Below are 26,257 nucleotides of genomic sequence, written 5' to 3' on the forward strand. Positions count from 1 at the left end.
CCCAAGCAGAGCGTTTGACGGTGCGACTTTCATCGTATATCGACGATTTACGATGAACACCCAAAATCTCGAACGGAACGCGCACGAATGGTGCCGGATGGAGGCGACCAGCCGGCAGCTTGCCGCGCTCGCCCATCCCGCGCGCCTTTCCATCCTTAACCAGCTCGCCGCGGCCGATGCGTGTTGCGTCAAGGACGTCGTCGGTCGTGTCGGGCTCGCGCAATCGACCGTCTCCCAGCATATTCGCATCCTCGTCGATGCCGGCCTCGTCACCTATCGCGCCAACCGCCAGGCTTCGGCCTATGCGCTCGACCGCGCGGCGCTGCACGCGCTTTCCGGCGAGATCGACGCCCTTTTCGAAACGTGCTGCGGCACGGGCTGCGAACGGTGCGATCGGTAATGGCACCATCGAGGACCGTCTCCGCCGATTCCGGCAACCCGCTCAGGACACTCGTCAATCTGTGGCCCTATATGTGGCCGTCCGACCGGCCCGACCTGAAGAGGCGCGTGGCATTTGCCTTCGCCTTCCTCCTCCTGTCGAAGGGCGTGCTGCTGCTCGTTCCCTATTTCTTCAAATGGGCGACGAACGCGCTGAACGGCGAGTCCGGCCTGCCGGATGCGATTCCAGCCGTTCTGGTCGCGCCGATCATGCTCGTCGTTGCCTATAACGCGATCCGGATTGTGCAGGGCGCCTTCAACCAGCTGCGTGACGCGCTCTTCGCGCGCGTCGGCCAGCATGCGGTGCGCGAACTCGCCTACAAGACATTCGTCCACATCCATCGCCTTTCGCTGCGCTTCCATCTGGAACGGCGGACGGGCGGCCTTTCCCGCGTGATCGACCGCGGCGTGAAGGGCATCGAGACGATCGTGCGTTTCACGATCCTTTCGACGCTGCCGACGCTGATCGAGTTCGCGCTGACAGCAGGGGTCTTCGCGTTCAGCTACGGTGCGAAGTATCTGGCGATCATGGTTGCGACCGTCGTGATCTATATCGTCTTCACGGTGCAGGCGAGCAACTGGCGCATTGCCATTCGCCGGGCCATGAACACCTCGGACAACGACGCCAGCACGAAGACGGTCGATTCGCTGCTCAATTTCGAGACGGTGAAGTATTTCAACAACGAGGAGATGGAGGCGACCCGTTTCGATTCCTCGATGGCAGGCTACGAAAGTGCCGCGACGCGCGTCGCGACCTCGCTCGGCTGGCTCAACATGGGCCAGACGGCGATCTTCGGCATCGGCATGGCGGCGATGATGGTGCTTTCCGCCTCGGCCGTGCAATCCGGGCAGCAGTCGATCGGCGACTTCGTGTTCATTAACGCGCTTCTGATGCAGCTTGCCGTGCCGCTCAACTTCATCGGCTCGGTCTATCGCGAGATCCGCCAGGGGCTCACCGACATCGAACAGATGTTCGATCTCCTCGAGGTCGAACCGGAAGTGAGCGACCGCGCCGACGCCCGACCGCTCGATGTCACCGAAGGGCGCATCCGCTTCGAGGACGTCCACTTCAACTACGACCCGACCCGCGGCATCCTGAAGGGCATCAGTTTCGAGGTCCCGCCGGGCGGAACGGTGGCCATCGTCGGGCCGTCGGGCGCCGGCAAGTCGACGATCTCGCGCCTGATCTTCCGCTTCTACGACGTCGGCAGCGGCCGGGTTACGATCGACGGGCAGGACGTGCGCGACATCACGCAGGAAAGCCTGCGCCAGGTCGTCGGCATGGTTCCGCAGGATACGGTGCTCTTCAACGACACGGTCGGCTACAACATCGCCTATGGCCGCCCTTCGGCAAGTCGCGCGGAGGTCGAGCAGGCGGCGGAGCTGGCGCAGGTGGCCGATTTCATCCGCATGCTGCCGGACGGGTTCGACACGATGGTCGGCGAGCGCGGGCTGAAGCTTTCGGGCGGCGAGAAGCAGCGGGTCGCCATCGCCCGCACTATCCTGAAGGCGCCGCCGATCCTGATCCTGGACGAGGCGACTTCCGCGCTCGACACGGCAACCGAGCAGGAGATCCAGGCCTCGCTCGATTACGTCTCGAAGGGGCGCACGACGCTCGTCATCGCGCATCGGTTGTCGACCGTCATCAACGCCGACGAGATCATCGTGCTCAAGGAAGGGTCGATCGCCGAACGCGGCACCCATGGCGAACTCATGCAATCCGACGGCCTCTACGCCGGGATGTGGCGCCGCCAGCTCGAGGCGAACAAGGCGGAGTCGCAACTGAGGAAGGCGCGGGAGGCGGATGGTCTTGAGGACGCGACCGACGAGCGGATGACGAAGGTTTCATCGTAAGTCTGAAGGATCGCGTTCGCTCGGTCCGCTTGGAACATCGCTTCCGCGCTGGCGGTCGGCCAGCGCGCCGTTGCCGCCCCTTGCTTTTCACGTTAGGCACACCCCCAACCGACCAACGGAACCCTGCGGCATGAGCATCACACGAAGCATTCGCAACAGCCTGGTGCCGATCCGGCGCGAGGGATGGCCCTTCATCGCCGCCTTCTTCGTCGTCGCGGTGCTCCTCGGCCTGCTGTGGCAGCCGCTTTTCTGGATCGGCCTGATCGCCACCGGCTGGTGCACCTTCTTCTTCCGCGATCCGCCACGGGTCACGCCGGTCGACCGGGACTTCGTCGTGAGCCCCGCCGATGGGCGCGTTTCGGCGATCGTGCACGGTCGCCCGCCCGCCGGGCTCGGCCTCGACGACGCGCCAATGATGCGCGTTTCGGTGTTCATGAACGTCTTCGATTGCCACGTGAACCGCATGCCGATGCGCGGGCGCATCGCTTCTGCGACCTATCGCAAGGGCAAGTTCGTCAACGCAGAACTCGACAAGGCGAGCGAGGACAACGAGCGCAACGCCCTCGTCATCGAAAGCGCGCACGGACCGATCGGCTGCGTGCAGATCGCCGGCCTCGTGGCGCGACGGATCGTGTGCTGGGGCAAGCCGGACGACACACTCGAAGCGGGCGAGCGCTTCGGTCTCATCCGCTTCGGCTCGCGCCTCGACGTCTACCTTCCGGCCGGCGCCACGCCACGTGTGGCCATCGGCCAGCGCGCCGTGGCGGGAGAAACCGTGCTTGCCGAATTCTCGGCCGCGAAGGACGCTGTCGTCGGGCGGACCGATTAGACGATGGCTCCTCGCAACCGGAAAGCAAAAGGAAGCCGGCTTTTGGAAACGCCATTTCCGCCGTTCGAGCCGAACGGGCCAGACAACACCGGCGGCCGCGGCCCGCGCCTTCGCGAGATCTCTCCGCGGCTGATGATCCCGAACCTCATCACCGTGCTCGCGATCTGTTCCGGACTGACCGGCGTGCGCATGGCTTTCGAGCAGCGTTTCGAGCTCGCCGTGGCGCTGGTGCTGCTCGCGGCGTTCCTCGATGGCATCGACGGGCGCGTGGCGCGGCTTCTCAAGGCGACGTCGAAGTTCGGCACGCAGATGGATTCGCTTGCCGATATCGTCAATTTTGGGATTGCGCCGTCGCTCGTGCTCTATTCGTTCCTGCTCGATCAGGCGCGTTCGCTCGGCTGGATCGCGGCGATGATGTACGCCGTCGCGGCGGGCCTTCGGCTGGCGCGCTTCAACGTCATGGCGGAACGCGAGATCAAGGCCGTCTGGCAGGCGGATTATTTCCTCGGCGTGCCGGCGCCGGCCGGCGCGATGCTCGTGCTGCTTCCGGTCTATCTCGGCTTCCTCGGCATTCCGCAGGGGCCGGTCTTCGCCTATCTCGCCTCGCTCTATACGGTGCTCGTCGGCTTCTGCCTCATCAGCCGGCTGCCCGTATGGTCGGGCAAGTCGCTCGGTGGGCGCATCCGGCGCGACCTCGTCCTGCCCGTTCTGCTTCTCCTCGTCCTCTACGTCGCCTTCCTGATGAGCTTTACCTGGGAGACGATGACACTGACGGCGCTCGCCTATCTCGGCTCGCTGCCCTTCAGCGCGCGCGCATGGGGGCGCCGCTACGGAGCGGAGGCGAGCGTGGAGATCGACCCGAACAGCCTGACGGAGACGACGGCGGAATAGGTGCGGCGCCGGTTCAATCCGGCGCGTGGTAGGAAAGCATGCGATCCTGCCGGAAGTCGTAGAGCAGGCCGGTCGTCGTCAGTTCCGGGCCGCATAGCGTGACGAGCTTCCGTGCGACGTCGCTCGGATGCGGCAGCGTCTCCGGATCCTCGCCCGGCATCGCCTGGGCGCGCATGCGGGTGCGCGTCGCGCCGGGGTTCACGTTGACGACCCTGAGCGGCAGGCGCTGGGTTTCCGCCGCCCACACGCGGCCGATGCATTCAACCGCAGCCTTCGAGGCGGCATACGCGCTCCAGAACGGCTTGCACGAATTGGCCACACCTGACGACAAGAGCAGCGCGCGTCCCTGATCGGACTTGGCAAGCAGCGGTTCGAGCGTGCGGATCATCCGCCATGTCGCCGTGACGTTGACGTTCATCACCTGCTCGAACACCTTCGCCTCGATATGGCCGACCGGCGAAATGACGCCGAGAATGCCGGCGTTCGCCACGAAGATGTCGAGCGTGCCCCATCGCTCGAAGATGGCCGCACCCAGCCGGTCGATCGCGTCCATGGCGGTCAGATCCATCGGCACAAGCGTCGCCGCACCGCCGGCCGCCTGGATTTCGTCGTCCAGCTCTTCCAGCCCGCCTGTCGTACGCGCGACGGCGACGACATGCGCACCCGCCTTCGCGAGTTCGAGCGCGGTGTGATAGCCGATGCCGCGCGAGGCGCCAGTGACGACGGCGATGCGGCCGTTCAGATCGGGCATGGGACGGCTCAACCGTTGTTGGCGAGAAGCGACAGCGTGCGAACGTTGTCCGTCGCGTCGAGATCGGTGAGTTCGGTCGGATAGTCGCCGGTAAAGCAGGCGTCGCAGAACTGGGGGCGAGCGTCGTCGCGCGCACTCTCGCCGACGGCGCGATAGAGCCCGTCCATAGAAAGGAAGGCCAGCGAATCGACGCGTATATAATCCGCCATCTCGGCGACCGACATGCGATGGGCGAGCAGCTTCGACGTCTCCGGCGTATCGACGCCGTAGAAGCACGAGGAGATCGTCGGCGGCGATGCGATGCGCATGTGCACCTCGGCCGCGCCCGCTTCCCGCATCATCTGCACGATCTTCTGCGAGGTCGTGCCGCGCACGATCGAATCGTCGACGAGAACGATGCGCTTGCCCTCGATCAGCGCCTTGTTGGCGTTGTGCTTGAGCTTGACGCCCATGTGGCGGATGGAATCCGTCGGCTGGATGAAGGTGCGCCCGACATAGTGGTTGCGGATGATGCCGAGTTCGAAGGGCAGCTTCGCCCCTTGCGAAAAGCCGATGGCCGCCGGCACGCCGGAATCGGGCACGGGAATGACGAGATCGGCCTCCACCGGAGCTTCGAGCGCCAGTTCCTCGCCGATCCTCTTGCGGGCGGCATAGACGTTACGCCCTTCGAGCACGGAGTCCGGACGCGCGAAATAGACGTATTCGAAGATGCAGAAACGCGGCGAGGGGCATTCGAACGGAAAGTGGCTTTCGACGCCCTTTGCGGTGATGACGACCACCTCGCCGGGGCGGATATCGCGCACGAAGCGCGCACCGATGATGTCGAGCGCGCAGGTCTCGGAAGCAAGGATGAACGCGCCGTCGAGATCGCCGAGGACGAGCGGGCGGATGCCCAGGGGATCGCGCGCACCGATCATCTTCTTCTGCGAGAGGCCGACGAAGGAATAGGCGCCCTCGAGCTGCTTCAGCCCGTCGATGAACTTGTCGGCGAGACGCTGCTTCTCGCTGGTCGCGACCAGATGGAGGATCGTCTCGGTGTCGGAGGTCGACGAGAAGATCGCGCCGCGCTTCTGCAGTGTGCGCTGAAGCGTGAGCGCGTTGGTGATGTTGCCGTTGTGGGCGATGGCGAAGCCGCCTCCGGCAAGCTCGGCGAAGAGCGGCTGGACGTTGCGGATGCCGTCGTCGCCGGTCGTCGAATAGCGCGTATGGCCGATCGCGCGATCGCCCCGCAGCCGTTCCATGACAGAGGATTTGGTGAAGGTGTCGCCGATCAGGCCGACGTGCCGCTCGGTGAAGAACTGGTGGCCGTCATAGGAAACGATGCCGGCCGCTTCCTGTCCGCGGTGCTGAAGCGCGTGCAGGCCGAGGGCGACGACAGCGGCGGCGTCCGGCTTGCCGAAGATGCCGAAAACGCCGCATTCGTCGTGAAATGCGTCGCCTTCGTCGCGAATGTCGTCGATCTCGGCCATTCGGGGACCTCTTGAGGATGCCTGCGGGAAAGCGCTGCCGTCACGGCGGCGCGAACGCGCGGGCCGGACGTCGCAGGGTACGACGGGTCGCGCGGTTGCCTGCCCGCTATGTAACACCGGAAGCGCACGTTTTAAACGGTACTGCGCCCGGCTTTCGGCCGTATGCACCGGTGTTACTGCGCGTCGGTATTGTCGTCCGGCGTGTCCGGGCTGTCGTCGTCCTTGCCGCGCAGCGTGTCCATCAGCTTGGTGTCCGCATGCCTCGGCAGCGCGTTTTCGAGCCGTTGCCCGAGCGAATCGATCATCGGCTTCGTCTTCGCTTCCGCGACCCAGTCCGGCTGCTGCTTCGGAACGAGCCAGTTGAAGAACATCATCGCCACGACGATGAGGAGCAGGCCGCGCAGGGCGCCGAAGACGAAGCCGAGCACACGGTCGAGCGGGCCGATCCGGCTGTCGATGACGAAATCGGCGATCTTCATGGTGATCAGCGAGACGACGACGAGCACGACGATGAAGATGATCGCGGCGGACCCGATCATCGCGATCGGCGGGCTCTGCGTGTAGCGGCTCGCGAGCGGGGTGAGGTCGGGATAGAAGAAATACGCCGCAGCGGCCGCGAGCACCCAGGAGACGACCGAGAGCACCTCGCGGGAGAAGCCGCGAACCATGGCGAGGACCGCCGAGAACAGCATGACGGCGATGACGATTCCATCGAGGATCGTGATGGGCATTGTGGCTATTTCGTCTCCGATGGTCGGTCCGATCGCAACGCGCCGGCAATCAGCGTCCTTCTCACTCGTCTTCGCCGGAGGCAAGGCCCGCGGAACCGGCGATCCGCGCGACGAGGTCGGGCAGGGTTTCGATTTCCGTCCATGAACCGGCGCGCTCGCCCGGAAGATCGGCCGTGCGCGAAGGCAGGACGGCTTGCTGAAACCCCAGTTTTTCCGCCTCTTTCAACCTTTGCGCCGTGTGCGCGACCGGCCGCACGGCCCCCGACAGGCTGACTTCGCCGAAATAAACGCATTCCGCAGGCAGGGCAAGGCCGGCCAGCGACGAAACGAGCGCGGCCGCAATCGCGAGGTCGGCGGCCGGTTCGGTAATGCGATAGCCGCCGGCGATGTTGAGATAGACGTCGTGCTGGGCGAGCCGTACGCCGCAATGCGCCTCGAGCACGGCGAGGATCATCGAAAGGCGGGCCGAATCCCAGCCGACGACGGCGCGGCGCGGCGTGCCGAGCGTCGAGGGTGCGACAAGCGCCTGCACCTCGACGAGAACCGGGCGCGTTCCCTCCATGCCCGCGAAGACCGCGGCGCCGGGCGACTTTTCGTTGCGCTCGCCGAGAAAGAGTTCGGAAGGGTTTGCGACCTCCCGCAGGCCGAGATCCGACATCTCGAAGACGCCGATCTCGTCGGTCGGGCCGAAGCGGTTCTTGACGGTGCGCAGAATACGGTAGTGATGGCCACGGTCGCCTTCGAAATAAAGGACCGCGTCGACCATGTGTTCCACAACGCGCGGACCGGCGATCTGACCTTCCTTGGTCACGTGGCCGACGAGCACGACCGTCGCGCCGGTCTGCTTGGCGAAGCGGATCATGGCCTGGGCGCCCATGCGCACTTGCGTAACGGTGCCGGGCGCCGATTCGGCGAGGTCGCTCCACAGCGTCTGCACCGAATCGACGATAACGAGATCCGGGCGAGGGCCTTCGGCAAGCGTCGCGAGAATGTCCTCGACGTTCGTCTCGGCGGCGAGCATGACGTCCGTATCGGCCGCGTTCAGGCGTTGCGCGCGCAAACGCACCTGCGCGACCGCCTCCTCGCCGGAGACGTAGATCACCCGGCATCCACCACGCGCAAGCGCTGCGGCCGCCTGCATGAGAACCGTCGACTTGCCGATGCCCGGATCGCCGCCGACGAGGATCGCCGAACCGCGCACGAAGCCGCCGCCCGTGACGCGGTCCAGTTCGCCGATGCCTGTGCCGATGCGCGGTGCATCCTCGATTTCGCCGGACAGCGAGGTGAGGGCGACGGCGCGGCCCTTCTTCGGCGTCTTGCCCGGCCCGCCGCCGATGCCGGACGTCGGATCGTCCTCGACGATCGTGTTCCATGCGCCGCAGGCATCGCACTTGCCCGCCCAGCGCGTATAGACGGCGCCGCAGTTCTGGCAGACGAAACGGGTGCGCGACTTGACCATCCATCCTGCCTATCCGATTCGCCACCGCGATGCGCGCGGCTTTGCCGAAAGGTCGCCGACGACGAGGACGGCGGAACGGGTTCGATTTGTACAATGTGAACTCAGGGGGGAACCCTTGCCACCTTTTTGCTGTTTTTAACGAAACCTTCCGCAATCCGGACGCCGACGCGTGTGTCCCAACGGCTTGCAAACAACGATAAAACGAGAGGGGCAGTACATGTCGGACGACAAGGCGAAAAACCGTTCGAACGTGGAGTCGGTAGACGACGTCACGATTTCCGATCCGAGCAGGCTGAAGAAGACCGTCGCCGGCACGGCGATCGGCAACTTCACCGAATGGTACGATTTCGGCGTCTACAGCTACATCATTCCGATCATCAGCGCGGTCTTCTTCTCCGATTCGTCGCTCGCCGGGCTTGCCTCCTTCGCAGGTCTTGCCGTCTCGTTCCTCGTGCGTCCGATCGGTGGCATCTTCTGGGGGTTCCTCGGTGACCGCATAGGCCGGCAAGGCGTGCTCGCCATCACCGTGCTGATGATGGCAGGCGGCACGTTCGGCCTCGGCGTGCTGCCGGGCTATGCGGCGATCGGTATTGCGGCGCCGATCCTTCTCTTCGTGCTGCGCGCCGTCCAGGGCTTTTCGACCGGCGGCGAATATGTCGGCGCGATGACCTTCCTCACCGAACACGCGCCGGACCGCCAGCGCGGGCACCTGTGCTCGTTCCTGCCGGTGGGCACGCTCGCCGGCTACATCTGCGGCGCGGTCTTCGTCATCGTCCTTCAGGAAACGCTTTCCCACGAGCAGATGATCTCCTGGGGCTGGCGGCTGCCGTTCTTCCTCGCCCTGCCGCTCGGCATCGTCGGCCTCTACCTGCGTATGAAGCTCGAGGAATCGCCCGCCTACGAGAAGCAGGACGACGACGAAAAGATGGACGAACGCAGTTCGGTCCAGCAGGTCAAGGAGACGATCGCCAGCCAGTGGAAGCCGATCCTCGTGTGCATCGGCCTCGTCCTCAGCTTCAACGTCACGAACTACATGCTGACGGGCTACCTGCCGACCTACATGTCGGAACAGCTGGACATCGCGTCGAACCCGGCCCTCATCATCATCGTGATCGTGATGGCGATCATCCTCGTCATCGTCACCTTCCTCGGGCTCCTCAGCGACAAGATCGGCCGCAAGCCGATCATGATGACGGGATCGATCCTGCTGGTCGTCGCCTCCGTGCCGCTGTTCTACCTGATCCGTGGCGGCGACTACACGTCGGTCTTCCTCGGCACGCTGCCGATCGGGCTGATGCTCGTATGCTTCATGAGCACCGAGCCGTCATCGCTGCCGACGCTCTTTCCGACCAGCATGCGCTACGGCGCGACCTCGGTCGGCTACAACCTGTCGGTCTCGCTCTTCGGCGGCACGACGCCGTTGATCGCCGCGGCACTCGTGAAGTGGACGGGCAATCTCATGATGCCGGCCTACATCCTCGTCTTCGCCGGCGTCGTCGGTGTCGTGTCGATCTATTTCATGCGCGAGCCCGCCGGCAAATCGCTGAAAGGCTCGTCGCCGACGGTCGCGAACGAAGAAGAGGCGCGCCGTCTGGCGGCCAAATAGCCGGACGATGCTTCCGGCCCGTCCGTAAAACGCGGGCCGGAAGGGCAGGCGAACTTCGCTCCACCAGACGCCAAAGGGAGTTCGATACGTGATCGAAAACCGGTTCAAGACGGCGCTTGCAGCGGGCGATCGGCAGATCGGCCTTTGGGTCGCGGCCGGCGACCCCTATGTGGCGTCGCTGATCGGCCATGCCGGTTTCGACTGGCTGGTGATCGACGGGGAGCATGGGCCGAACGATTTGCGCAGCATCCTCGCGCAGCTCCAGGCGCTCGAATCCTCCCCGTCGGCGGTCGTCGTCCGCCCGCCCATGGGCGAGGCGTGGATGATCAAGCAGTTGCTCGACATCGGCGCTGAAACGCTTCTTGTGCCGATGGTCGAAACCGCCGAACAGGCCGCCGAACTGGTACGTGCCGTCCGATATCCGCCCGTCGGCAAGCGCGGCGTGGGGGCGGGGATCGCCCGTGCCTCGCGCTTTTCCACCGTCAGGAATTATGTGCAGCAGGCCAACGAGAATGTCTGTCTGCTGGTCCAGGCCGAAAGTCGGAAAGCGATGGACAATCTCAGTGCGATTGCCTCGACCGAAGGGGTGGATGGCGTCTTCATCGGTCCCTCCGATCTCGGCGCCGACATGGGTGTGACGGACGGTATCGCCGACACGCAGTTCCAGCGGCTCATCGAACGCGGGATCGAGACGATCCAGGCTTCGGGAAAGCCGGCCGGCATCCTGACCTTCAACGAGGCGCTGAACCACCGCTATCTCGAGCTTGGAGCGACCTTCGTCGCCGTCGGCGCCGACATCGCGCTCTTCACCTCGGCCCTTGCCGATCTTCGCGGTCGATATCCGGTGACGTCAAAGAAGTGAAGCCAGGCGATCAAGGCGCCCAGTCGACGTCGCTGCGGTTCCAGAACCGGTTCGGATTATCCTCGTCCGTTCCGCGGACGTGGCGCGTGCGGAGGCACGGCGTGACGAAGACGACCGGTTCTTCGTAAGGGTGGGCGGCGTAGATCGCATGCAGCACGCCCTTCGCCAATGGGGCGTCGCTTGCGAGGAAGAACGATAGCTCGACGCATTCGACCTCGACCGTATCGGGCGTCGCGGCGTTGTGACCGGTCCCGAGCGAGCGGAAACGCTGCGTGCCGGAACGCGTCGTGAAGCTCACGCGGTCGTAATCGCCCCACGAAAGCGCCGCCTCGGCGACGACCGCGTCGCGAATGTCGCGTTCATGCGCTTCGGGCACCTGAACGACGATCCGCAGACCCGCTTCGCATCCGAAGCGTTCGGTTTCCAGTTCGTTCTCGTCCATTGTCGCCTCGTGATTATCCGGTCGGTTCGGGAGGACGTCCCGTCATGACGCGTCGATGGTAGCGCTGCGACAGGCCGGTCAGAAGCTCGTAGCCGATCGTGCCGGCCGCGCGGGCGACGTCGTCGAGCGCGACGTGCGCGCCGAAGAATTCGATGTGTTCTCCCGCCCGCGGCGGCGTCACGCAATCGGTCACGTCGAAGATCGTGAGATCCATGGTCACCCGCCCGACGAGCGGCACATGCGTGTCGTTCACGAAGCCGCGGGTGCCCTGCGGAACTGCCTCGCGCAGCGGCACGCCCGAACCGGAGGCCGCACGCACAAAGCCGTCGGCATAGCCGAGCGAGCACGTCGCGAGCAGGCTGTCGCGTTCGAGCGTCCACGTCGCGCCGTAACTCACCGTCTCGCCCGCTTTCGCATGGCGCAGCGAGGTGATGCGGCCTTCGAGCGTCACGACGGGCCGCATCGGATTGGCGATGGTCTCGACGGCTTCGCCGCCATAGAGCGCGATGCCGGGCCGCGTCAGGTCGAAGTGGTAGGCTGGGCCGTTCAGCACACCGCCCGAGTTCGCCATGCTCGCTTCGATGCCGGCGAAGGCTTCGCGGACCGTGCGGAAGGCTGCGAGCTGCTCGGCGTTCTTCGGGTTGTCTGGATCGTCCGCGCAGGCGAGATGGGTCATGACCATCGTCGGCTTCGGCGCCTCGCCGGCGCGCATGGCGTCGGCATAGGCAAGCGCCTCGGCCGGCGAAAGCCCGGCACGGTTCATGCCGGTATCGACCTGGATCGCGAAGGCAGGCGGGTTCGTGCGATCGGTTTCCGCGCACCATGCTTCGATATCCGCACGGCAGCCGGCAACGGGAATGAGATCGCCGGCGCGATAAAGCGCGGCACTGCCTGCGAAGAAGCCGTTGAGCACGAAGATGCGTGCGTCGGGGGCGGCGGCGCGCACCCGCAAGCCTTCGTCCGCCATCGCCACGAAGAAGGTGCGACATCCTTCCGCGACGAGAGCCGGAACGGCGTTGGCGATGCCGATCCCGTAGGCGTCGGCCTTGACGACGGCCGCCGTCTCGGCGCCGGGAGCACGGTCGGCGAGCATGCGCCAATTCGCGCGTAGTGCCGAAAGATCGACCGTCAGGCGAGCGCCGGCGGCCGCCTCGAATGCTTCGCGCGGCAGATCGGGGAAGCCGGATGCCCTCATGCGAACCGCCCGGATGGTCTCCAGCGTTCAGTCATGGCCATATTGGCCGTAGGACGGATCGGCGAGGTCGGAGAAGCGCGTGAAGTCAGCCTGGAAGCCGAGCCGCACGGTGCCCGTCGGGCCATGGCGCTGCTTGGCGATGATGACGTCGGCCGCGCCGCGCACCTTTTCCATCCTCAGCTTCCACTCCTCGTATTTCGGGTCGAACTCGTCGCGCGGTTCCTCGTTCTTGACGTAGTATTCCTCGCGGAACACGAACATCACGACGTCGGCGTCCTGCTCGATCGAACCCGATTCGCGAAGGTCGGAAAGCTGCGGACGCTTGTCCTCGCGGCTCTCGACCTGACGGGAAAGCTGGGACAGCGCGATGATCGGCACGTTCAGTTCCTTGCCGAGTGCCTTGAGGCCGGTGGTGATCTCGGTCACTTCCTGCACGCGGTTCTCGCCGGATTTCTTCGAACCGGTCATCAGCTGTACGTAGTCGACGACGATCACGTCGAGGCCGCGCTGGCGCTTCAGCCGGCGCGCGCGGGCGGAAAGCTGGGCGATCGAGATGCCGCCCGTCTGGTCGATGTATAGCGGGATTTTCTGCATCATCTGCGAGCAGCCGACCAGCTTCTCGAAGTCCGGCTCGGTGATTTCGCCGCGCCGGATCTTCGAGGACGAAATCTCTGTCTGTTCGGAAATGATGCGCGTCGCGAGCTGTTCCGACGACATTTCCAGCGAATAGAAGCCGACCACGCCGCCGTTTTTCGCCTTCGTCGATCCATCCGCCTGCGTTTCGGGCTCGAAGGCGGCGGCGATGTTGAAGGCGATGTTGGTGGCGAGCGACGTCTTGCCCATGCCGGGACGGCCGGCGAGGATGATGAGGTCGGAGGACTGCAACCCGCCCATGCGCGCATCGAGCGAATGGATGCCGGTCGAGATGCCGGAAAGGTGTCCATCGCGCTGATAGGCAGCACCCGCCATGTCGATCGCCAGCGCCACGGCGTCGGTGAAGGACTGGAAGCCACCATCGTAGCGGCCGGTTTCGGCAAGCTCGAAGAGGCTGCGCTCGGCATCCTCGATCTGCGCCTGCGGGGGCGCGTCGAGCGGTGAATCGTAGGCGACGTTGACCATGTCCTCGCCGATGGTGATCAGCGAACGGCGAAGCGCGAGGTCGTAGATCGCGCGACCGTAATCCTCCGCGTTGATGATGGTGACCGCCTCGCTCGCGAGCCGCGCGAGGTACTGCGCCATCGTCATCTCGCCGACCTTCTCTTCGACCGGCAGGAAAGTCTTGATCGTAACGGGATTGGCCGTCTTGCCCATGCGGATGATGTCGCCGGCGACCTCGAAGATCTTCCGGTGCAGGGGCTCGTAGAAATGGGTGGGCTTCAGGAAGTCCGAGACGCGGTAGAACGCCTCGTTGTTGACGAGCATCGCGCCGAGCAGGGCCTGTTCGGCCTCGATGTTGCTCGGTGCCTCGCGATAGCTGGCACCCGTATTGTCGCTGGCGAGCGTGAGCTTCTGTGCGGCTTCGTTCATGGCGGGCGAGCGATCCCTTCGCGTGGATGCCGGAGCGGATACGGCCGGTTCCGTGCTACGCCGCCGGTAGGGCGAAGCATAGCACGTTTTCCTCGAACACGCCCGTCATCCGCGTTGTCCACGCACTCCACAGCCGCGAAGGTCACACCCTTCGCCGAAAGACGGCGAGGGGTGTGACAAGCCTTGACCGGAGGCCGGTTTTACCGCTTGCGACTCAGGAGCCGGTGGCGCGCATCGGCTCCGTCGGCTGCTTGTTGTCCTGCTTCTGTTCCGTTTCCACCCTGGCGCTCGCACTTTCGTTCCGCGAGTCGAGCGTCTTCAGGCGCGCCTCTTCCTCGTAGATGTAATCGCGCGTGACCGGCACCGAATCGACGCGGTGGCCGAGCTGGATCTGGAAGACGACGAGCCCCTGCCAGCGGAAGGCGCTTTCCGATGCGGCGAGGTAGAATTCCCACATCCGGCAGAACCGCTCGTCGTAGAGCGCCTTCGCCTCGTCCCAATGCTCGACGAACCGCGCGCGCCATGCCTTCAGCGTTTCGGCGTAGTGCAGGCGAAGCATCTCGATATCGGTGACGACGAGGCCCGCCCGCTCGATATGCGGCATGATCTCGGAGAGCGAGGGAATGTAGCCGCCCGGGAAGATGTGCTTCTCGATGAAGGCGTTGGTCGGCGAGGGGCCGTCGGCCTGGCCGATCGTGTGCAGGAGCATCACGCCGTTCTCGTCAAGAAGCTTGGCGGACTTGTCGAAGAACTCGGCGTAGTTCTTGCGCCCGACATGCTCGAACATGCCGACGGAGACGATCCGGTCGAAGGTCCGCTCGAGCGCGCGGTAGTCCTTGAGAAGGAAGTCCGCGTGATCGGCGATGCCTTCTTCCCTGGCGCGCCGGTTGGCGATGCCGTGCTGCTCGGTGGAAAGCGTGACACCCGTCACGTCCGCGCGGCAGTGGCGGGCGAGGTAGAGCCCCATGCCGCCCCAGCCGCAGCCGATGTCGAGCGTCGTCAGCTCTTCGCGATCCATCCGCATCTTGGCCGCGATATGCCGCTTCTTGGCGAGCTGTGCCTCTTCGAGATCGGTTTCCGGTGTCGGAAAGTAGGCGCAGGAATACTGCTTGTCCCGGTCGAGAAAGAGATCGTACATCTCGCCGGACAGGTCGTAATGCGCCTCGACGTTGGCGCGCGAGCGCAACAGGTCGTTGCCCTTGGCGGCAAGTGCCATGCCGCGCCGCGCCTGGTCGATGACCTTGAGCCACATTCTGGAGCGGCCGACGCCGCCGCCCGAATTGGAAAAGACCGTATGCAGGAAATCGTAGATGGTGCCGTTTTCCAGGACGAGTTCCCCGTCCATGTAGCACTCGCCGATCTTCAGCGTCGGATCGAGGAAGGCGGACCGTTCGGCCGCGCGGGAGGTGAAGCGGATATGGACCGGCGTACCGGTGCCGTCACCGAAGTGGCTCACCTCGCCGTTCCAGGAAGTAATGGTCAGGTCGCCTGATTTCACAGTATCGGCGATGAATTTTCGGAATATGGGATGCATGACGTCTACTCGAACTCACGACAATGGGCGATCGGCGGCAATCATTGCGCTCGAGGCGCGGCACCGCAAGAGGCGCGCGCGGGGGGCGCCTGAACCCGTCGGTCAGGTCGTGAGCCGGGATACTACCGTCGTCCCGTCAACGGAAGTCCTTCGTGGCGAAAAAGTGAGCGCCCGTCGAAAACGGGCACTCGAAGGGCGTTTTTATGCAACGCCGTATGTCGGTTGAGCCAACGCGTCAGACGTCGGAAGACGTCGTCTGCGTATCGTCTTCCCCTTCGGCCGTTTCCTCTTCGGACAGGGTGTCTGGAGAAACGCCATCGTCGAAGAGTTCATCGGCGTCAAGCTCTTCTTCTTCCTCTTCCTCGTCGCTTCCGTAGATCGCATCGGCGGAGGAGAGATCCTCGCCGCGAGCCTGGCGCTCGGCTTCGTCGGCCGAACGGGCGACGTTGAACTCGACGGAAACCTCGACCTCGGGGTGGAGAAGAAGCGGAATCGAGTGCAGGCCGATTTCCTTGATCGGATTGTTGAGTTCGACCTGATTGCGGCCGACCGTGAAGCCTTCTTCGGCCAGGACCGCCACGACGTCGCGATTGGCGACCGAGCCGTAGAGCTGGCCGGTCTCGCCGGCTGCGCGAACGACGACGAAGGACTTGCCGTTCAGCTTTTCGGCGACGGCCTCGGCTTCCGTGCGGCGTTCGAGATTGCGTGCCTCGAGGGTCGCGCGCTCGGATTCGAAGCGTGTCTTGTTGGCCTCGTTCGCACGAAGGGCCTTGCCCTGCGGGAGCAGGAAGTTGCGCGCGTAGCCGTTGCGCACGCTGACGGTCTGGCCCATCTGGCCGAGCTTGGGAATGCGTTCGAGAAGAATGACGTCCATCGTCTTTTTCCTTTCCTTGGAGGTAGTGCGTTTGGTTTCGGTTCGTTTCAGGTGCGATCCCGCTGCCGGCCCGGAATGGCGCCCGCCGATTCGGCAAGGCCCGCAACGAGAAAGAAGATGATCGGCACGGTGAAGAGGATCACCGCGACATAGGCGAAGCACAGGACGGCCATGCGCCATGGCTTGCCGCGCGTGCGATCGTGCATGACGGCGAAGCCCGAGAGCACGAAGCCCGTGCCGAAAGCGCCGCAGATCGCCGAGCCGATCAGTTCCGGAATGCCGCCGACGAAGAGCAGGACGAGACCGAGAAGCATCGCGCCGAGACCCGCGCGCGGCATGCGCAGGGCACGCGGAACGTCGTCGCGCGGCCGCTTCGCCCGGCCGGAAGCACGAACGACCGCCGCCGCCACGTAGAGCGAAAAGAACAGGATCAGGACCCAGGCGCCGCCCTGCACGGCGGGCAGCAGCTTGGCGAGCAGGTCCTTCATCTGCGCCGTCGTCGCGGCGTCCGGATGGTAGGTCGGGTCCTGCTGCTGCATGACGCGGACGAAGGCATCGACGACCGGTCCGATGACGTCCTTGCCGTAGCCGACGACGAAGCCGAGAACGACCAGCCCGAGCGTGACGAGGCCGCAAAGGTGCAACAGGATCCGCGAAAGCGGATACCACGCGAGCTCGCCGCTCGTGCCGCCGACCTCTTCGGCCGGTCGCGCGAGGTTGGCGAGGTAGCCGATCCAGGCTGCCGGCAGCAGGCTCGTCACCAGGATGCTGAGTGCGGCCAGCGGCTGCAACAGGACCGCGATCGACAGGCCGGCGACGACGACGGCGACGAGCGCGGCCGCGTTGCCCCAGCCGAGCGAGGCGATCAGCAGCGGCAGCGTCATGCTGGCGGTGAGAAAGAACGAGGCGGAGGAGGGCGTGCCGGCGCTCAGCGACAGAAGCGCCGTCGCGATGCCGGCCAGAAGGCCGATCAGCAAGGATTGCCGGTCGATCTTGGTCAAAGCGCTGTCCTGCCGTTTAAGCAGTTAGGGGCGCGATGGATCCTGAGAGGATCCACGGTCCCAACTCGGGTTTTCGAAAGGGCCTGTCCGCGCCCGTCGCGGTCGGCCTGAATGGTGCGGACGGCTCTTCGCCGTCCGCGTCGTCGTTTCTTACTTCACCGCGTAGGGAAGAAGGCCGAGCTCACGGGCGCGCTTGATGGCGCGGGCGAGTTCACGCTGCTTCTTCTGGCTGACGGCGGTGATGCGCGACGGCACGATCTTGCCGCGCTCGGAAACGTAGCGCTGAAGAAGGCGCACGTCCTTGTAGTCGATCCGCGGCGCGTTGGCACCGGAGAAGGGGCAGGTCTTGCGCCGGCGATGGAACGGGCGGCGCGTGGGGATCTGGTTGATGTCGACCATTATCGGTTGCTCCTGATCTTCTTGCCTTAGCGCCGGGGGCCGCCGGCACCACCGCGTCCGCGGTCGCCGCGGCGATCGTCACGATCGCGCTTCTGCATCATCGCGGAAGGGCCTTCCTCGTGCTCGTCGACGCGGATCGTCATGAAGCGCAGGATGTCCTCGTTGTACCGCATCTGGCGCTCCATCTCCTTGACGGCCGGTGCCGGCGCGTCGAGGTCCATGAGGACGTAATAGGCCTTGCGGTTCTTCTTGATGCGGTAGGCGAGGGACTTCAGGCCCCAGTTCTCGACGCGACCGACGGAACCGCCGCCGCTTTCGATCACGCCGCGGAACTGCTCGACGAGCGCTTCGGCCTGCTGGCCGGAAACGTCCTGACGGGCAAGGAATACGTGTTCGTATAAAGCCATGTGGCTCGTTACCTTTCTTGCTTCTCTTCATGCCCGGCGATCGGCGGCTAAGCCTCAACGACTTCTCAAGGAGGGCCGGCATGGCCCGCGCAAGAAAGACGTTGGATCGAGACGGTCGAGAGCGGAGACACGGGAGGCTAGGGCGCTCGTCGCCCGAGACGGCACCGCCAAAGCGGCCGCCGGCCCTCCGTTCAGCCCCCAGCCAGATGACCGGGCGTTCGAACAGGCGCCATGTACGGGCTTTTGGAACGAAGCGCAAGGGCAGGACGCCGGCGCGCGCCCCGATTCAAAGCAGCATCGCGACGTAGGCTGCATAACCGGCAAGCATGACGAGGCCGAGGACGCGACCGAATCGCCCGCCGAGTGCGAGCGCCAGCCCGAGGAGAACCGCGAGCCCGGTCATGACCGGCACGTCGAACCGGGCGATGTCGGCGGAAACGTCGACGGGGTGGATCGCCGCGGTCAGGCCGAGCGTGGCGAGAATATTGAAGAGGTTCGAGCCGATCACGTTGCCGAGGACGACTGCGCCCTGGCGGCGCATTGCAGCCGAGATCGCCGCGGCGATCTCCGGCAGGCTGGTGCCGACGGCGACGACCGTCAGGCCGATGGTCGCCTCCGAAAGCCCGGCGTCGCGGGCGAGCCGGACGGCGGAACCGACGAGAAGTTCCGCGCCGACGAAAAGCGCGGCGAACCCGCCGAGGAGCAGAAGCCCCTCGACCCATCCCGACAGTCGGGTCGCCGCTTCCTCGTCCGGTTCGACCTCCTTCGCCCGGTCGATCAGCATCGCGGCGGCGAGGTAGACGACGAGCGAGACGAAGAGGACGAGACCGGCCACCCGGCCGATCCCTCCGCTCCAGCCGAGCAGCAGGAGCGCGACGCAGGCCGCGACCATGACGCCGGTATCGCGCAGAAGGCTCGTGCCCCGGGCGACGATCGGCGAGAGCACGGCCGCGACGCCGACGACGAGCAGAATGTTGGCGATGTTGGAGCCGACGATGTTGCCGACGGCGATATCCGGCGAGCCGCGCAACGCCGCCTGCAGGCAGACCAGGAATTCGGGCAGCGACGTGCCGAAGCCGATGACGGTCATTCCGACGAGGAGGGGCGGCATGCCGAGGCGGTTTGCGAACGAAACCGCGCCACGCACCAGCCCTTCGCCTCCGGCGAACAGCAGCACGAGCCCGGCGGCGAGCAGGAGGAGGTCGCTCGTCAAGATTGCCTTTCTTCTCGCTCGAGATGCCGGTCGCACGTCCCTCCGCGGGGCGCCGGTCGCACCCGGCGCATTTGGGGGGTGCCGCAGCATCTTCAAGATGCAATCTCCGGTCCGGCGCCTACTTGACTCCGTTACGGCGAGCGTGAACACACGAGCGCTCAACGATACCGATGGCGCAGGACGCGGGACGACACGGATGACACATGCTTTCACCTTTCCCGGGCAGGGCAGCCAGGCCGTCGGCATGGGCCGCGATCTCGCGGAAGCCTTTCCGGAAGCGCGTGCCGTCTTCGACGAGGTCGATTCCGCGCTCGGCCAGAAACTCTCAGCGATCATGTGGGAGGGACCGGAGGAAGAGCTGACGCTGACGGCGAACGCCCAGCCGGCACTGATGAGCGTCTCGATGGCCGCGATGCGGGTGCTCGAAAGCCGCGGTCTCGACCTCAAGGAACACGTCGCCTGCGTCGCCGGCCATTCGCTCGGCGAATATTCCGCACTCTGCGCGGCCGGCATGCTGACGCTCGCCGATACGGCACGTCTCCTTCGCATCCGTGGCAACGCCATGCAGGATGCGGTGCCGGTCGGCGAGGGCGCGATGGCCGCGATCATCGGGCTGACCGTCGACGTGGTCGAGGACGTGTGCCGCGAAGCGGGCGAGAACGGCGTCTGCGAAATCGCCAACGACAATGGCGGTGGGCAGTTCGTGGTTTCCGGCCATGCCGGGGCGATCGATCGTGCGACGGCGGTCGCCGAAGGCAAGGGCGCGCGGCGCGCGATCAAGCTGCCGGTCTCCGCGCCGTTCCACTCCACGCTGATGGAACCGGCGGCGACCATCATGCGAACGGCGATCGCCGAGGTCGAGATCGGCCCCTTGAGCGTGCCGGTCGTCGCGAACGTCACGGCCGAGCCGGTCGACCAGTCGGTGGAAGAGAGCAACCGCCTGGTCGAACAGGTGACCGGTCGCGTGCGCTGGCGCGAAACGATCGAATGGATGGCGGCGAACGGCGTCGACACGGTGCACGAGATCGGCACCGGCAAGGTGCTGACCGGGCTCGTCCGGCGGATCGACCGCTCGCTCGCGGGCATGGCGCTGAACACGCCCGCCGATCTTGAAAAGACGCTCGAAGCGCTCGGTCTCTGAAGGCAGGGGCGATCGCCGGAGGTGCCTTTCGGACATCGCATCGAAGCGGTGAACCGAGACGATCCGGCGCGCAAACGTCGAGAGCGTGAAACATACTGGATGATCGGGATGACAAGGAGCGCCGATGTTTGATCTTGAAGGGCGCAAGGCCCTCGTAACGGGTGCGAGCGGTGGTATCGGCGAGGCGATCGCCCGCATGCTTCACAAGGGCGGCGCGACGGTCGGCCTGCACGGTACGCGTCGCGAGAAGCTCGATGCGCTCGCCGAGGATCTCGGCGAGCGGACACTGGTGCTGCCGGCGGACCTTTCCGAGCGGCCGGCGGTGGACCGCCTCGCCGAAACCGCCGAGAGCGAACTCGGCGGCGTCGACCTCTTGGTCAACAATGCCGGCGTGACGCGCGACGGCCTCTTCGTGCGCATGGAGGACGCCGCCTGGGATGCCGTGCTCGAGGTCGATCTGACGTCGGTCTTCCGGCTGACCCGGGCGCTTGCGCATCCGATGATGCGCCGGCGCTTCGGGCGCATCGTCAACATCAGTTCCATCGTCGGGGTGACGGGCAATCCCGGCCAGGCGAACTATTGCGCGGCGAAGGCGGGCCTCATCGGCTTTTCCAAGTCGCTCGCCCAGGAGATCGCCACGCGCAACGTGACGGTCAACTGCGTGGCACCCGGCTTCATCGAATCGGCGATGACGGACAAGCTGAACGAAAAGCAGCGCGGCCGGATCATGGGCGCGATCCCCATGGGCCGCATGGGCACGGGCGACGAGGTCGCTTCCGCCGTTGCCTATCTCGCTTCGCGCGAGGCAGGCTACGTGACGGGCCAGACCATCCACGTGAACGGCGGTATGGCAATGATCTGAGCGCACGCGAACATGAAAACAGCAATGGCGCTCGTACCTTGCCGCGCGGTTCTTCATGGAGCCGTGCAATTCGCGCACAGCAGGCGGGCAAGCAGCCCGCAACCGTTGAAAAATACGGCGCGAAGCTTGATTAGGGGGTACGATGCCGCTAACGAGGCACGAGTCAAATTCAAGAGGTCGAGGAACCCGACATGAGCGAGAGCATCGCAGACCGCGTTAAGAAGATTGTCGTCGAACATTTGGGCGTCGATGCCGACAAGGTTGTCGAAAGCGCCAGCTTCATCGACGATCTCGGCGCCGATTCGCTCGATACCGTCGAACTCGTCATGGCATTCGAGGAAGAGTTCGGCGTCGAAATTCCCGACGACGCGGCCGACACCATCCTGACGGTTGGCGACGCCATCAAGTACATCGAGAAGCAGCAGGCCTGAGCCAGCGACCCGCTAGGGGGCGGCTTGCTGCCAGGGGACGGGCGCAAGCCGCTCGCAGACGGTTTCGGTCAAGGTTCGGGATATGTCGATGAGGCGTGTGGTCATCACGGGCCTGGGCGCGGTCACGCCGCTGGCAAGCGATGTGGAAACGACCTGGTCACGGCTGATCGAAGGGCGTAACGCGGCCAGAAAGGTCGACGAGTTCGAGGTCGAGGATCTGCCTGCCAAGATCGCCTGCCGGATTCCGGTAGGCGACGGGTCGGGCGGTACCTACAACCCCGACGCCTGGATGGAGCCCAAGGAACAGCGCAAGGTCGACCCGTTCATCGTCTATGCGATGGCGGCCGCCGACCAGGCGCTGATCGATGCCGGCTGGAAGCCGAAATCCGAGGCGGATCAGACCGCGACCGGTGTCCTCATCGGTTCCGGTATCGGCGGGCTCGAAGGCATCGTCGACGCGGGACATACGTTGCGCGATCGCGGGCCGCGGCGGATTTCGCCCTTCTTCATCCCCGGCCGCCTCATCAATCTCGCTTCCGGACAGGTTTCGATCCGCCACGGTTTGCGCGGGCCGAACCATTCCGTCGTCACCGCCTGTTCCACCGGCGCGCACGCCATCGGCGATGCCAGCCGGCTGATCGGGCTCGGCGATGCCGACGTGATGGTGGCCGGCGGTACCGAATCGCCGATCTGCCGGATCGCGCTGGCAGGCTTCGCCGCCTGCAAGGCGCTCTCCATCAGCCGCAACGACGATCCGCAGGCCGCCTCGCGGCCCTACGATCGCGAGCGTGACGGTTTCGTCATGGGCGAGGGGGCGGGCATCGTCGTTCTCGAAGAACTCGAGCACGCGAAGGCGCGCGGCGCACGGATCTACGCGGAAGTCGTCGGTTACGGTCTTTCCGGCGATGCCTTCCACATCACTGCGCCCGCCGAGGACGGCAACGGCGCCTACCGGTGCATGCAGTCCGCTCTCAAACGAGCCGGTCTGGACGCAAGCGACGTCGACTACATCAATGCGCACGGCACCTCGACGATGGCCGACACCATCGAACTGGCTGCCGTCGAACGGCTCGTCGGCGATGCCGCGGACACCGTCTCGATGTCGTCGACGAAATCGGCGATCGGTCATCTGCTCGGTGCGGCCGGTGCGGTCGAGGCGATCTTCTCCGTGCTGGCGATCAGGGACAACGTCGCGCCGCCGACGCTGAACCTGGAGAATCCCGAGCGCGAAACGGCGATCGACCTCGTGCCGCTCTCGGCCCGCAAGCGCGAGATCAACGTCGCCCTGTCGAACTCGTTCGGTTTCGGCGGCACCAACGCCTCGCTGGTGCTCAGCCGCTACGACGCGTGACGGTGCGACACCCGGACATCGCGCTTTCGCCACAATGCGAACCATAACGATGCCGGACGAACCGGCGTCGAAGAGGGAACCGCTGTGAGCGAGGGCAAGCGCAGCAACGAGCCGGAAGACGGCTTCGGGAATGGCGAGGACGCGTCGCCTGACGGATCCGGCCGCAAGCGTCGCCGTTCGCGCCGCGCACGCAGCCAGTTCGTCATTGCCGGCAACTTCCTGATGACGCTGATGGTGCTCGCCGCGCTCGGCGCGGGTGCCGCCTATTATTTCGGGACGACGCTCTACGCCGCCCCCGGTCCGCTCCAGAAGCGCGCGACCTACATGGTGGAAAAGGGCGCGGGTGTCGCCCAGATCGCGCAGGGGCTGGAAAACGAAGGCATCGTTTCGAACGCCCGGTTCTTCCAGCTCGCAAGCCGTATCTATCTCAAGGGCGATACGCTCAAGGCCGGCGAATACGCCTTCGCGCCGCACGTCTCCATGGAGACGGTGCTCGATATCCTGCGCTCCGGTCGCTCGATCCTCCATTCGATCACCTTTCCCGAAGGCCTGACCGTCAAGGCCATGTTCGAGAAGCTCGAGGCCGATCAGTACCTGTCCGGCGACCTTCCCGACGATCGGCCGGAGGAGGGCTCGCTGATGCCCGACACCTACAAGTTCACGCGGGGAACGCCGCGCAAGGAGATCGTCGAGAAGATGCACAAGATCGACGATCGCGTGGTCGATCGCATCTGGGCAAACCGCGATCCGAACCTGCCCCTCGACAGCAAGGCCGAACTCGTGACCCTCGCCTCGATCGTCGAGAAGGAAACCGGCCAGCCCGGCGAGCGCCCGAAGGTCGCTGCCGTTTTCATGAACCGCCTGAAGAAGGGCATGCGCCTGCAGTCCGATCCGACGGTGATCTACGGCATCTTCGGTGGCGACGGAAAGCCGTCCGGCCGCCCGCTCTACGAATCGGACCTGAAGAAGACGACGCGCTACAATACCTACCGGATCGACGGTCTGCCGCCGACGCCGATCGCCAATCCGGGCCGCAAGTCGCTGGAAGCGGTCGCGCACCCGGCCGATACGGATGCGCTCTACTTCGTCGCCGACGGAACGGGCGGGCACGTCTTTTCCGAATCGCTCAAGGAGCATAATGCCAATGTGCGGCGCTGGCGTGCGATCCAGGCCTCGCGCAAGGATGCCGCGGACACGGACACGGACACGGACACGGACGCGAATGCCGTCGTGGATCCGGATACCGCCGGCGGCAAGAAGAACTAGGCTTCTCCGATATGTGGCCCGGACGGCGTTCGGGCGGAAGCCGAGGGGATGACGAGCGCATTCGGCAATCGGGGCGCTCGCTCGTGATGGTTCAAGGGTGGCGGACGATTTCGCGTCGGCCGGCCTGAAGTGAAAGAGGGATCGGTCCATGGCCGTGCAATCCATGACCGGCTTTTCGCGCACGGAAGGCCAGGCCGACGGTACGCGTTGGGCCTGGGAACTGCGCTCGGTCAACGGCAAGGGGCTCGATATCCGTACCCGCCTGCCGCAGGGAACGGAACGCTACGAACCGGAGGTTCGTCGGCTGTGCCAGGAAGCGTTCCAGCGCGGCAACATCCAGGTTTCGCTCTCGCTCGACCGGCTCGACGCCGAAGCGGTGCCGACCCTCAACGAAGCTGCCTTCGAAGCAGCCCTCGCGGCTGCCGAGCGCATCGGCGCGCGCCTTGGCGGTTCGCGTCCGAGCGTCGATGCGATCCTCGCCGTTCGCGGCGTCCTCGAACTGCGTGAACGCGAGCCGGAGGCGGAGGCGCTGGCCGAGCAGGACCGACAGAGTCTCGCCGGTCTCGAGCGTGCCGTCGCCGCACTCGAGACCGCGCGCGAGGCCGAAGGCGCAGCGTTGGTCGGTGTGCTATCCCGTCAGCTCGACGCTATCGAGGCGGAGCTCGCCCGCGTCGAGACGGACCCCTCGCGAAGCAGCGGTTCCATCCGCGCTCGCCTGTCGCGCGAAGTGACCATCCTCATGGAAAATGCCGACGGTCTGGACGGGGAACGGCTTTATGCCGAGGCGGCGCTGCTTGCCACCAAGGCCGATCTGCGCGAAGAGATCGACCGTCTCGAAGGCCATATCGCTTCGGCACGCACGCTGCTGGCCAACGAGGACGCCGTCGGGCGCCGGCTGAACTTCCTCGCGCAGGAGTTCAATCGCGAGGCCAACACCATCTGCTCCAAGTCGAACGCCTCGGCCGTGACGGCCGCCGGCCTGGAAATGAAGGTCGTCATCGACCAGTTCCGCGAACAGATCCAAAACCTGGAGTAGCCGTATGTCGTCCGAACCTCTCCCGCTGCAGGTGAAGCGCCGCGGCCTCATGGTCGTGCTTTCCTCGCCGTCGGGGGCCGGAAAATCGACGATCGCACGCACGCTGCTCGAAAACGAGCAGGGCCTGAACCTTTCCGTCAGCGTCACGACACGTGCGCGCCGGCCGAGCGAGATCGAGGGCGTGCACTACCATTTCCTGTCCATGCGCGAGTTCGAGCGCATGCGCGATTCCGATGCGCTGGTGGAATGGGCCGAGGTGCACGGCAATTTCTACGGCACGCCGCGCCAGGCCGCCGAGGACGCGATGGCGGAGGGCCGCGACATGCTCTTCGACATCGACTGGCAGGGCGCACGGCAGTTGCAGGAAAAGATGCCGGCCGACGTCGTGTCCATCTTCGTCCTGCCGCCGGCGGTCGAGGAACTGCGCGCGCGCCTGCACCGCCGCGCCGAGGACAGCGAGGAGGTGATCGAGACGCGCCTTGCCAATGCGCGTTCGGAAATCGAGCGCTGGCCGGACTACGATTACGTCGTGATCAACGACGACCTGTCCCGCGCCTTCCGTTCCGTGCGCTCGATCATCGAGGCGGAAAGGCTGCGCCGGGATCGGCTGCCGGGTCTCTACGACTTCGTCAGCGCGCTGCTCGAAAAGCCGTCGAAGGCAGACAGGTAGACGCGTTCCGGCAGCGGA

26 protein-coding genes are annotated in these 26,257 nt (G+C 65.4%); 13 read left to right on the top strand and 13 right to left on the bottom strand.

What is annotated here, in order from left to right; all coding sequences use genetic code 11:
- Positions 1-52 precede the first annotated feature (52 nt).
- The 4 genes from FJU11_RS02205 (at position 53) to FJU11_RS02220 (ending at position 4,012) form a co-directional block, all read left to right on the top strand.
- Entirely contained in the window at positions 53-400 is a 348-nt protein-coding gene (locus FJU11_RS02205; RefSeq protein WP_141165378.1) for an ArsR/SmtB family transcription factor, read from the top strand.
- Positions 400-2,292, top strand: coding sequence for an ABCB family ABC transporter ATP-binding protein/permease (locus tag FJU11_RS02210; protein WP_141165379.1), 1,893 nt, complete (start codon positions 400-402; stop codon positions 2,290-2,292). Before FJU11_RS02205 ends, FJU11_RS02210 begins: the two co-directional genes overlap by 1 nt.
- Positions 2,293-2,362: 70 nt before the next feature.
- The gene (locus tag FJU11_RS02215; RefSeq protein WP_268935181.1) at positions 2,363-3,121 is read left to right on the top strand and encodes a phosphatidylserine decarboxylase; all 759 of its coding nucleotides are present in this window, start codon (positions 2,363-2,365) and stop codon (positions 3,119-3,121) included.
- 42 nt (positions 3,122-3,163) lie between these two features.
- Positions 3,164-4,012 (top strand): CDP-alcohol phosphatidyltransferase family protein, encoded by an 849-nt coding sequence (locus FJU11_RS02220; protein ID WP_181408012.1) that lies wholly within the window; start codon positions 3,164-3,166, stop codon positions 4,010-4,012.
- A 13-nt stretch (positions 4,013-4,025) separates the two neighbouring features.
- Here FJU11_RS02220 and FJU11_RS02225 read toward each other — a convergent pair whose 3' ends face one another.
- The 4 genes from FJU11_RS02225 to radA all read right to left on the bottom strand — a co-directional run bounded on the left by FJU11_RS02225 (position 4,026) and on the right by radA (position 8,422).
- A complete protein-coding gene (locus FJU11_RS02225; protein WP_141165382.1) occupies positions 4,026-4,763 on the bottom strand; it encodes an SDR family NAD(P)-dependent oxidoreductase in 738 nt (245 codons plus the stop codon).
- A gap of 8 nt (positions 4,764-4,771) precedes the next feature.
- The gene (gene purF / locus FJU11_RS02230) at positions 4,772-6,232 is read right to left on the bottom strand and encodes an amidophosphoribosyltransferase (protein WP_141165383.1); all 1,461 of its coding nucleotides are present in this window, start codon (positions 6,230-6,232) and stop codon (positions 4,772-4,774) included.
- Positions 6,233-6,405: 173 nt separating this feature from the next.
- Positions 6,406-6,963: a CvpA family protein gene (locus FJU11_RS02235; protein ID WP_141165384.1), complete on the bottom strand. Its 558-nt coding sequence runs from the start codon at positions 6,961-6,963 to the stop codon at positions 6,406-6,408.
- A 61-nt stretch (positions 6,964-7,024) separates the two neighbouring features.
- Positions 7,025-8,422: a DNA repair protein RadA gene (gene radA, locus FJU11_RS02240; RefSeq protein WP_141165385.1), complete on the bottom strand. Its 1,398-nt coding sequence runs from the start codon at positions 8,420-8,422 to the stop codon at positions 7,025-7,027.
- Positions 8,423-8,639: 217 nt separating this feature from the next.
- Here radA and FJU11_RS02245 point away from each other — a divergent pair, with 217 nt between their 5' ends.
- Positions 8,640-10,028 carry an MFS transporter gene (locus tag FJU11_RS02245; RefSeq protein WP_141165386.1) on the top strand — a complete coding sequence of 463 codons (1,389 nt, stop codon included), beginning with the start codon at positions 8,640-8,642 and terminating at the stop codon, positions 10,026-10,028.
- A gap of 88 nt (positions 10,029-10,116) precedes the next feature.
- Complete coding sequence (locus FJU11_RS02250; RefSeq protein WP_141165387.1) at positions 10,117-10,890, top strand: HpcH/HpaI aldolase family protein; 774 nt, start codon at positions 10,117-10,119, stop codon at positions 10,888-10,890.
- A 10-nt stretch (positions 10,891-10,900) separates the two neighbouring features.
- Here FJU11_RS02250 and FJU11_RS02255 read toward each other — a convergent pair whose 3' ends face one another.
- The 9 genes from FJU11_RS02255 to FJU11_RS02295 all read right to left on the bottom strand — a co-directional run bounded on the left by FJU11_RS02255 (position 10,901) and on the right by FJU11_RS02295 (position 19,482).
- Positions 10,901-11,332 (bottom strand): hypothetical protein, encoded by a 432-nt coding sequence (locus FJU11_RS02255; protein ID WP_210242827.1) that lies wholly within the window; start codon positions 11,330-11,332, stop codon positions 10,901-10,903.
- A gap of 13 nt (positions 11,333-11,345) precedes the next feature.
- Positions 11,346-12,527 (bottom strand): alanine racemase, encoded by a 1,182-nt coding sequence (alr, locus tag FJU11_RS02260; RefSeq protein WP_141165388.1) that lies wholly within the window; start codon positions 12,525-12,527, stop codon positions 11,346-11,348.
- A gap of 27 nt (positions 12,528-12,554) precedes the next feature.
- Positions 12,555-14,054: a replicative DNA helicase gene (locus FJU11_RS02265; RefSeq protein WP_141165389.1), complete on the bottom strand. Its 1,500-nt coding sequence runs from the start codon at positions 14,052-14,054 to the stop codon at positions 12,555-12,557.
- Positions 14,055-14,268: 214 nt separating this feature from the next.
- Positions 14,269-15,588, bottom strand: a complete 1,320-nt coding sequence (locus FJU11_RS02270; protein ID WP_141165390.1) for an SAM-dependent methyltransferase — start codon at positions 15,586-15,588, stop codon at positions 14,269-14,271.
- 235 nt (positions 15,589-15,823) lie between these two features.
- Complete coding sequence (gene rplI / locus FJU11_RS02275) at positions 15,824-16,462, bottom strand: 50S ribosomal protein L9 (protein ID WP_141165391.1); 639 nt, start codon at positions 16,460-16,462, stop codon at positions 15,824-15,826.
- 47 nt (positions 16,463-16,509) lie between these two features.
- Positions 16,510-17,463: a DUF2232 domain-containing protein gene (locus FJU11_RS02280; RefSeq protein ID WP_141165392.1), complete on the bottom strand. Its 954-nt coding sequence runs from the start codon at positions 17,461-17,463 to the stop codon at positions 16,510-16,512.
- Between the two features lie 150 nt (positions 17,464-17,613).
- On the bottom strand, positions 17,614-17,862 hold the full coding sequence (gene rpsR, locus FJU11_RS02285; protein ID WP_141165393.1) for a 30S ribosomal protein S18: 249 nt from the start codon (positions 17,860-17,862) through the stop codon (positions 17,614-17,616).
- Between the two features lie 26 nt (positions 17,863-17,888).
- A complete protein-coding gene (gene rpsF, locus FJU11_RS02290; RefSeq protein WP_141165394.1) occupies positions 17,889-18,269 on the bottom strand; it encodes a 30S ribosomal protein S6 in 381 nt (126 codons plus the stop codon).
- Between the two features lie 286 nt (positions 18,270-18,555).
- A complete protein-coding gene (locus FJU11_RS02295) occupies positions 18,556-19,482 on the bottom strand; it encodes a calcium/sodium antiporter (RefSeq protein WP_210242828.1) in 927 nt (308 codons plus the stop codon).
- Positions 19,483-19,678: 196 nt separating this feature from the next.
- Here FJU11_RS02295 and fabD point away from each other — a divergent pair, with 196 nt between their 5' ends.
- From fabD to gmk, 7 genes are all read left to right on the top strand, one after another.
- Positions 19,679-20,623 (top strand): ACP S-malonyltransferase, encoded by a 945-nt coding sequence (gene fabD / locus FJU11_RS02300; protein WP_141165395.1) that lies wholly within the window; start codon positions 19,679-19,681, stop codon positions 20,621-20,623.
- Between the two features lie 124 nt (positions 20,624-20,747).
- Positions 20,748-21,485 carry a 3-oxoacyl-[acyl-carrier-protein] reductase gene (gene fabG / locus FJU11_RS02305; RefSeq protein WP_141165396.1) on the top strand — a complete coding sequence of 246 codons (738 nt, stop codon included), beginning with the start codon at positions 20,748-20,750 and terminating at the stop codon, positions 21,483-21,485.
- Positions 21,486-21,676: 191 nt separating this feature from the next.
- Positions 21,677-21,916, top strand: a complete 240-nt coding sequence (locus FJU11_RS02310; RefSeq protein WP_141165397.1) for an acyl carrier protein — start codon at positions 21,677-21,679, stop codon at positions 21,914-21,916.
- Positions 21,917-22,004: 88 nt separating this feature from the next.
- Positions 22,005-23,267: a beta-ketoacyl-ACP synthase II gene (fabF, locus tag FJU11_RS02315; RefSeq protein WP_141165398.1), complete on the top strand. Its 1,263-nt coding sequence runs from the start codon at positions 22,005-22,007 to the stop codon at positions 23,265-23,267.
- A gap of 84 nt (positions 23,268-23,351) precedes the next feature.
- Positions 23,352-24,533, top strand: coding sequence for an endolytic transglycosylase MltG (mltG, locus tag FJU11_RS02320; protein WP_235890765.1), 1,182 nt, complete (start codon positions 23,352-23,354; stop codon positions 24,531-24,533).
- Between the two features lie 148 nt (positions 24,534-24,681).
- Positions 24,682-25,569, top strand: coding sequence for a YicC/YloC family endoribonuclease (locus FJU11_RS02325; RefSeq protein ID WP_141165399.1), 888 nt, complete (start codon positions 24,682-24,684; stop codon positions 25,567-25,569).
- Between the two features lie 4 nt (positions 25,570-25,573).
- Positions 25,574-26,239 (top strand): guanylate kinase, encoded by a 666-nt coding sequence (gene gmk, locus FJU11_RS02330; RefSeq protein WP_235890767.1) that lies wholly within the window; start codon positions 25,574-25,576, stop codon positions 26,237-26,239.
- Positions 26,240-26,257 lie beyond the last annotated feature (18 nt).

Origin of the sequence: Pararhizobium mangrovi (assembly GCF_006516965.1) — a bacterium.
GTDB classification, from domain to species: Bacteria; Pseudomonadota; Alphaproteobacteria; order Rhizobiales; family Rhizobiaceae; genus Pararhizobium_B; species Pararhizobium_B mangrovi.

Bases quoted from the DNA above. Each gene is read 5' to 3' on its own strand.
- fabG (WP_141165396.1), top strand. From the start codon at position 20,748: ATGTTTGATCTTGAAGGGCGCAAGGCCCTCGTAACGGGTGCGAGCGGT.
- fabD (WP_141165395.1), top strand. From the start codon at position 19,679: ATGACACATGCTTTCACCTTTCCCGGGCAGGGCAGCCAGGCCGTCGGC.
- gmk (WP_235890767.1), top strand. From the start codon at position 25,574: ATGTCGTCCGAACCTCTCCCGCTGCAGGTGAAGCGCCGCGGCCTCATG.
- FJU11_RS02235 (WP_141165384.1), bottom strand. From the start codon at position 6,963: ATGCCCATCACGATCCTCGATGGAATCGTCATCGCCGTCATGCTGTTC.
- FJU11_RS02325 (WP_141165399.1), top strand. From the start codon at position 24,682: ATGGCCGTGCAATCCATGACCGGCTTTTCGCGCACGGAAGGCCAGGCC.
- FJU11_RS02270 (WP_141165390.1), bottom strand. From the start codon at position 15,588: ATGCATCCCATATTCCGAAAATTCATCGCCGATACTGTGAAATCAGGC.
- rpsR (WP_141165393.1), bottom strand. From the start codon at position 17,862: ATGGTCGACATCAACCAGATCCCCACGCGCCGCCCGTTCCATCGCCGG.
- purF (WP_141165383.1), bottom strand. From the start codon at position 6,232: ATGGCCGAGATCGACGACATTCGCGACGAAGGCGACGCATTTCACGAC.
- FJU11_RS02255 (WP_210242827.1), bottom strand. From the start codon at position 11,332: ATGGACGAGAACGAACTGGAAACCGAACGCTTCGGATGCGAAGCGGGT.
- radA (WP_141165385.1), bottom strand. From the start codon at position 8,422: ATGGTCAAGTCGCGCACCCGTTTCGTCTGCCAGAACTGCGGCGCCGTC.
- alr (WP_141165388.1), bottom strand. From the start codon at position 12,527: ATGAGGGCATCCGGCTTCCCCGATCTGCCGCGCGAAGCATTCGAGGCG.
- FJU11_RS02205 (WP_141165378.1), top strand. From the start codon at position 53: ATGAACACCCAAAATCTCGAACGGAACGCGCACGAATGGTGCCGGATG.
- rplI (WP_141165391.1), bottom strand. From the start codon at position 16,462: ATGGACGTCATTCTTCTCGAACGCATTCCCAAGCTCGGCCAGATGGGC.
- FJU11_RS02265 (WP_141165389.1), bottom strand. From the start codon at position 14,054: ATGAACGAAGCCGCACAGAAGCTCACGCTCGCCAGCGACAATACGGGT.
- FJU11_RS02310 (WP_141165397.1), top strand. From the start codon at position 21,677: ATGAGCGAGAGCATCGCAGACCGCGTTAAGAAGATTGTCGTCGAACAT.
- rpsF (WP_141165394.1), bottom strand. From the start codon at position 18,269: ATGGCTTTATACGAACACGTATTCCTTGCCCGTCAGGACGTTTCCGGC.
- FJU11_RS02245 (WP_141165386.1), top strand. From the start codon at position 8,640: ATGTCGGACGACAAGGCGAAAAACCGTTCGAACGTGGAGTCGGTAGAC.
- FJU11_RS02225 (WP_141165382.1), bottom strand. From the start codon at position 4,763: ATGCCCGATCTGAACGGCCGCATCGCCGTCGTCACTGGCGCCTCGCGC.
- fabF (WP_141165398.1), top strand. From the start codon at position 22,005: ATGAGGCGTGTGGTCATCACGGGCCTGGGCGCGGTCACGCCGCTGGCA.
- FJU11_RS02210 (WP_141165379.1), top strand. From the start codon at position 400: ATGGCACCATCGAGGACCGTCTCCGCCGATTCCGGCAACCCGCTCAGG.